This window comes from Mesorhizobium sp. M3A.F.Ca.ET.175.01.1.1, from assembly GCF_004791945.1.
In the GTDB taxonomy this organism is placed as follows: domain Bacteria; phylum Pseudomonadota; class Alphaproteobacteria; order Rhizobiales; family Rhizobiaceae; genus Mesorhizobium.
In genome coordinates this window covers 1-6,542 of sequence record NZ_SRTP01000025.1, presented here as the reverse complement: position 1 = coordinate 6,542, position 6,542 = coordinate 1, and the positions used below count along the sequence as shown (strand labels likewise).

At 59.8% G+C, this 6,542-nt stretch carries 4 protein-coding genes and 4 pseudogenes; 6 read left to right on the top strand and 2 right to left on the bottom strand.

Annotated elements, in window-relative coordinates:
* The first annotated feature begins 83 nt into the window (after positions 1-83).
* From fdxB to EN818_RS29980, 3 genes are all read left to right on the top strand, one after another.
* A complete protein-coding gene (gene fdxB / locus EN818_RS29990; protein ID WP_189343318.1) occupies positions 84-401 on the top strand; it encodes a ferredoxin III, nif-specific in 318 nt (105 codons plus the stop codon).
* A complete protein-coding gene (locus tag EN818_RS29985) occupies positions 398-670 on the top strand; it encodes an exopolysaccharide production repressor protein (protein WP_135906153.1) in 273 nt (90 codons plus the stop codon). The genes fdxB and EN818_RS29985 overlap by 4 nt, the downstream gene beginning before the upstream one ends.
* A 411-nt stretch (positions 671-1,081) precedes the next feature.
* On the top strand, positions 1,082-2,095 hold the full coding sequence (locus EN818_RS29980; protein WP_095517145.1) for a 1-aminocyclopropane-1-carboxylate deaminase: 1,014 nt from the start codon (positions 1,082-1,084) through the stop codon (positions 2,093-2,095).
* A 56-nt stretch (positions 2,096-2,151) separates the two neighbouring features.
* On the opposite strand, the pseudogene EN818_RS34045 reads toward EN818_RS29980, so the two are convergent.
* A pseudogene (locus EN818_RS34045) lies at positions 2,152-2,350 on the bottom strand (7-cyano-7-deazaguanine synthase); the annotation flags it as partial.
* 471 nt (positions 2,351-2,821) lie between these two features.
* Entirely contained in the window at positions 2,822-4,624 is a 1,803-nt protein-coding gene (locus EN818_RS29975; protein ID WP_095517146.1) for an ABC transporter ATP-binding protein, read from the bottom strand.
* Positions 4,625-5,019: 395 nt separating this feature from the next.
* Between EN818_RS29975 and EN818_RS29970 the strand changes: the two are divergent.
* From EN818_RS29970 to EN818_RS29955, 3 pseudogenes are all read left to right on the top strand, one after another.
* A pseudogene (locus EN818_RS29970) lies at positions 5,020-5,154 on the top strand (aminocyclopropane-1-carboxylate deaminase/D-cysteine desulfhydrase family protein); the annotation flags it as partial.
* A gap of 516 nt (positions 5,155-5,670) precedes the next feature.
* Positions 5,671-6,102: pseudogene (locus tag EN818_RS34040) on the top strand (class I tRNA ligase family protein); the annotation flags it as partial.
* A gap of 151 nt (positions 6,103-6,253) precedes the next feature.
* Positions 6,254-6,542: pseudogene (locus tag EN818_RS29955) on the top strand (IS3 family transposase); the annotation flags it as partial.

The window sequence follows — 6,542 nt, the reverse complement described above, 5'->3', positions numbered from 1 at the left end:
CAGGAAGTCGCCGAGAAAACCCAAGCCGTTTATGCCGAGTTGGATGTTGCCAAGAGAGAACTCGCTTCAATGAAGAATTTAGGATGATGCGCACATTCACCACCCGTGACGGCTCCATTTGGATGCCGTCGTACCTGACCTCCATCGATAGCAAGACCTGCATCGGCTGCTGCCGTTGTTTCAAGGTCTGCTCGCGCGATGTGATGCATCTTCACGGCGTTGATGATGCGGGTGAAATCCTCGGCCCCTGCGATGACGAGGACGACGATTTCGACGGCAAGCTCAATCGCATGATCATGGTTGTCGAAGATGCCGGCCGCTGCATAGGCTGCGGAGCCTGCGGCCGCGTCTGCCCCAAGAACTGCCAGACGCATGTTGCGGCCGACCAGCTCGCAACATGATCTGGCGAAAACCAGGAGAACGGCGTTGCACTTCATCTTTTTGTCGGCTCGTGGGGCTGGTCCTGTGCAGCAATGCGTCGATGGTTTACTTCGCTTTGGATTCGCTCCGTCTGGCAGTCGTCACGACGCTGGCCTGTTCGCTGCTGCTTCAGGCCTGCTATTTCGGCCGCCTACTCTTTCTGATCCGGCAGTCTAGCCGCGCTCGTGGAACTCGCCACAGGGGCCAGCATGCCGATAGTTCCAGGAAAGCTCGGGTATCAGTCGTCTGAACTCTGATCAGCTGCGGAATGAAATTTTCAGCTGTGTCCGAGCTAAGTCAATTACCCAGCATGTGCTGCTGCTTTGATGCGCGGATGACATTATCAGTGCTCAGGCCCACACCACTTTTGGTAACCCTCTGATCACTGCGCTGATCGATATAGGGGATCTGTATTTGGCAGTGGGACGCGACCACATTCGGTTTGTCCTTAGGCCGGGAGATGCGGGTGTTGGGTCGATTAGGCACATAAGAGTCATCGCAGCACGCCGGATGCGGTCTGCTTGTCGCAATGACAAACTCGGTGCTGCAATAACGATGAACGTCTTCTGCACCCGCTTCGAAAGACGGGTGGCTTTGATCACACACACCCTTGGGCTGACCGGTGCGTAGCCGGTTCAGGTACTTTTTTGCTGGAGAGAGCATGCTGGAAAAATTCGAACGTTATCCGCTCACCTTTGGGCCCACGCCGATCGAGAGGCTCGACCGCCTCGGCAAGCATCTGGGCGACAAGGTGGAAATCTACGCCAAACGCGAGGACTGCAACTCTGGTCTCGCGCTCGGCGGAAACAAGCTGCGCAAGCTCGAGTACATTGTGCCCGACGCGATCGCGTCAGATGCCGATACGCTCGTCACAATCGGTGGCGTCCAGTCCAACCATACGCGCATGGTCGCTGCGGTCGCCGCCAAGATCGGCATGAAATGCCTCCTGGTCCAGGAGAGCTGGGTCCCACATGAGGATGCCGTCTACGACCGGGTCGGCAATATCCTCTTGAGCCGCATCATGGGGGCAGAGGTGCGCCTGGTTGACGAGGGCTTTGACATCGGCATCCGCCGCAGCTGGGAAAAGGCACTTTATGAGGTCAAGGCAAGGGGCGGCAGGCCCTATGCGATACCGGCCGGCGCCTCTGTCCACAAATACGGCGGCCTGGGCTATGTGGGGTTCGCTGAGGAGGTGCGCGCCCAGGAAAAGCAGCTTGGGTTTGCCTTCGACTATATCGTCGTCTGTACGGTGACTGGTTCAACCCACGGCGGCATGCTCGTCGGGTTCGCCAAGGACGGTCGACAGCGCAACGTGATCGGTATCGATGCCTCCGCCATGCCCGCCAAGACTAAGGCGCAGGTGCTTGGCATCGCCCGAAATACAGCGAAGCTCGTCCACCTCGGAGCGGAAATTGTGGAGGCAGACGTGGTGTTGTTCAAGGACTACGCGTATCCGGGTTATGGCGTTCCATCGGAGGAAACCAAAGAGGCAATCCGTCTGTGCGCGCGGCTCGAGGGCATGATTACCGATCCCGTTTACGAGGGCAAATCGATGCAAGGGATGATCGACCTCGTCCAGAGGGGCTTCTTTCCAGAGGGATCGAGGGTCCTCTACGCACATCTAGGCGGCGCGCCGGCGATCAACGGGTACGGCTACACCTTTCGAAACGGCTGACATTCGGCAGACTGCGATTCCGCCGTCCTGCCGTACCGGACGTGCATAACACCGTTCAGCGCTGGGCCGGAAAGGCCGAGGTCAATTTCGCGGACGTCGATGATCTGTAGAACTGTTCATTCGGTCCGCAGAGGGCCGGCGAATCCAATCTCTTCCTATGCCGTTGGCCGTAATCGAAAGACACGAGGCCGGCGAGTTCGTGCTCAGCTGCCACTCTGTTAGCAAAGGAACGGAATCCAATCCCCCGGAGCAGATGGCGAGAGTTGAACGAAGACTGCGGAGCTCTTGCGCTTCCGGGTCTCCGAGGGGACGACTTTGCGAACCGAAGGGAGTTTGATGCGTTGACGTGGCCGGCGTGCGGCAGGTTGGGCCAGCGACAGGGCTCCCAGCCGGCCGGGAAGCACCGCCCTCTTCAATGTGCGTTGACTTCGCTTCCTTTGGCGAAATGTGGGTAACGGCGAGGGCCGCACACTTCCCGGACCCAAATGACCGCCGAGATTCCCGCCCTTTTGGTGCGTTCGCCGTGAGGCGCGACAATTCGGTGCCCGCGTGTAACTGCGCGCATTCGCCGAAGCTTAGACGTGGTGCATTCCCGCCCGCCCGCCCGGCGGACAGTTCCGGCCGTGCTGGTTTTGCCGGCCGTAACGCCCCCGGCTCGTCGGTAAGGCCTCACTGCCACACGCCTCTCCGGCAACGGCTCGGCGCATCGCGCAACCCGGTTGGAGCTCAGGCCAGGCCCTTCGCTAGTTCCAACGCCTGCCGTTCGAAGAGGCGGCGGTAAATGCCACCATCGAGATCGATCAGCGCGGCATGATCGCCGTCCTCCATGATGCGGCCACGATCGAAGACGAGCAGCCGATCGAGCGAGCGGACTGTCGACAGCCGGTGTGCGATGACGAGTGTCGTTCGACCCACCATCAACCGATCCACCGCTTGTTGAATGAGCACCTCGGATTCCGAATCGAGGCTCGATGTGGCCTCATCCAGGATAAGGATCGGCGCGTTCGCGAGGAAGGCGCGCGCGATCGCCACGCGCTGGCGCTCGCCGCCGGAGAGCTTCAAACCCCTTTCGCCGACCAATGTCCCATAGCCCTTCGGCAGGGGCGCGATGAAGTCGTGCGCACTGGCCAGCCGTGCCGCTTGCTCAATCTCGGCCTGGCTCGCGCCAGGCCGGCCATAGGCGATGTTCTCGGCAAGCGACCTGTGAAACAGGATAGGCTCCTGCTGCACGATCGCGATCTGCGAACGAAGGGACTCTTGGGTCACCTCGGAGACGTCCTGACCGTCTATCAGGATCCGGCCGCCGCTCAGGTCGTAGAGTCTCTGGATGAGCTTCACGAATGTTGTCTTGCCGGAACCGGAGGGCCCAACCAACCCAACCCTTTCGCCAGCCTCAATCGACAGCGAACATTCGCTATAGAGCGGCAGGGGATGGTTGGCGTAGCGGAAGTGGACGTTCTGGAAATCGATGCGGCCCGTCGTGATCCGGATCGGCTTGGCCTCTGGACGATCGGCAACATCCAGCTGCTGATTGTGGATGGCCACCAGTTCTTCCATATCATTAACTGAGCGTTGCACGTTGCGGACATGCATGCCGGCATCACGCAGATAGCCCTGGAGGACGATGAAGGACGTGAGTACATAGGCTATCTCGCCAGGCGTTGCCTGTCCATGCGACCACAGAAGCAGGGCATATCCGATCACCGCCACCCTGAGCGCAACCAAAGTGACGCCTTGGATTGAGCCAATGTTCGTCACGCGCACCCAACTCCTGCGCGTGCGGTGCCGCCATTTGGTCATGATATTTGCAAGGCGCGCGTCTTCGCGTACCTCGGCGCCGAAGCCTTTGACCACAGCGTTGCAACTGACCGCGTCCGCAAGCGCGCCGCCGAGCTTTGTGTCCGATTGGTTGGCAAGGCTCGCCGCCGGCGCGACATAGCTGAGCGACAGCGAAATCGAAAAGGCAAGATAGATCAGAGAGCCGCAAGCAAAGATCAGCCCCATGACCAGCCAGTGCCAGCCGAGCAGCGCCGTCGAACCTACCAAGATGATAAAGGACGGGAACAGCGCGACCAATATTGTGCTGTTTAGGGGGTCGAGCGCCCACATGCCGCGCGTTATCTTGCGCACTGTCGAGCCGGCGAAGCTGTTCGCATGCCAGTCTGTCGAAAAGCGCTGGACATGATAGAACGCTTCGTTCGCGACATCAGACATCATCTTCAGCAAAAGGTCGTTCAGGCCAATGAAGGCGATGTGGCGCATGGCAATGGCAGCGAGCGCAAGCGCAATCGGTACAGAGAAGGCTGCAAGGGCCGAATGCCAGGCTGGTGCTGCCACAGCAGCGCCACCTGCAACAGCATCGATGAGACGACCTGAATAGACCGGCATCAGCACGTCAGCCAGCGTGGAGGCAAGCATCGCAGCCATGATGATCGCGAGCCGCACCGGCTGCCGGCTCCAGTGGCGGACAGTGAAGGCGAGTACGTCGCGACCAGTGGCGCCGCGCCCATGGAAGGGGAAACGTTTCATAGTTTCCAAGCGGGCGCATCAACACGCTCGGTCCCAAAGAAGTTAAATGACAAAACTGGAATTTTCGACATCACCCACCACAACAAGATCGGTGGACAGCCCCTGCTGCCCCTCAACGGTCCTATCAAAAGTTGTGCCAACTACAAAAAAGGCTCAGATCTGCATCTTTGCTCAACGCGTTGAGAGTCCGGCCGGCCAAGCACAATTGTCACGGACTCGACAACCGGCGGTGGATGGAGGCAAATGCGGACATTGACGACAGGATCTAAAGGGGCTTCTCCGCAACGGCAATCTTGCATTCGGCGAAAGCAAGCGGCGTAAGTTCAATACGTCATACCTGACGCGACCAGATGTCGACATACTTGTCTCCATCGCGGAGTGGCAGTCCAAACTGTATGATCGCGACGGTTGCCGCCAAGATTGGCATGAGATGTCGTCTACTTCAGGAGAGCTGGGTCCGCATGAGGATGCAGACTACGACCGGGTCGGCGACATTTTCTCTTGAGCAAATCATGGGAGCAGAGGTACGGCCCGAAACAAACGTTTGTCTGTTTGGATCAGTGCCAGGTTGTTCCTGCGTTGCGGCCCACCTCGTCAACGCCTTCGCCTTCCCGGAATATCTCCTTCCCGAACCTCCTGACGGCAGCCTCGACAAAGCTGCTGACCGAATGCGTCTTGCCGGCGCGAGGACAAAATCGTCAGGCTCGTGATGCTGCAGGATGGGCCACATACATGTCCCCGACCTAGCTGTGTGACCGTCTTTAGCGCTGCGCCTCGAGTGAGTGAAGAAGGCATCCGAATCTCGCCTCGATCTTCCGCAAGACGGGAGAGACCTCCTGGAGGCCGCGCCTTCCGAAGGCATCTTTTTCAGACTCGCGCTGCGAGGAGGTGGCAAGAGCCGTTTCCGCGCCACAGTCCGTAAACTTGGGTTGCCGGCCGTCCCTAATTTCCGGTGCGGAGCCCGCCTATTGGCCCTAGCGGCAAGATGACGGCGACGTTATAAATCGGCCGCCGGCGGAAGGTTTGGTCGCGACTGGAATGCGGCGACGCCCAGCAATGACTGGCAGATCGTCCATTTCTTGGGTTTCGACAGTTCCTTCTACCACGCGCTACTCTACCCCGCTCTTTATGCCAAGGTGTTCTCCCACTGGACGCCGCGCATCCGCTATCACGTGAATGAGTTCTACCTGCTCGACGGCCAGAAGCTCTCAACCAGCCGCGGCCATGCGGTCTGGGGGAAGGAGGTTCTGAGCCCAAACACAGTCGACATCCTGCCTCTTCATTTGGGCCTGACACGCCCGGAAGGTGAGCGGACGAACTTCACGCGGGACGCGCTACGTCGCACCGAGAACGAGATATTCAAACGGATATGGCTGAATTGGCTTGATGAGCTGGACCAGGAAATCAAGCAGGACTTTGGTGGCCGTGTGCCCGACGCAGGCGACTGGGCTCCGGCCGACCGCGCCTTCTTTGCTTGAATAGAGATCCATCGCGCGGCGATGGAACGCGCCTATTCGGATGATGGCTTCTCGGTCAGGCGCGCGGCCGCGCAGGCATGCGATTTCGTGCGCGATTGCGTGATCTACCGTCAGGCGCCAGACTATGCAGCGGCGCGACGTCTTTTTCCCGCCCGCGGCCAAGCGGAAAGCTGTCGCTCGCCTGAAGGAAGGCTTAGGGATGAGCGAACGGCGGGCGTGTAAAGCCATCGGCTGTTGCCGCATGACGGTTCGCTACGAGACCAGCAGGCCGGACGACCGCGACGTTCGCGAGCGGATGAAGGCGATCGCGCAAGAGCGTCGCCGGTTCGGCTACCGGCGTCTTCTCGTGATGCTGAGGCGGGAGGGCCTGGTCGTGAACCACAAGAAGCTGTTCCGGCTCTATCGGGAGGAGAAGCTCGCCGTTCGCCGCCGTGGCGGCC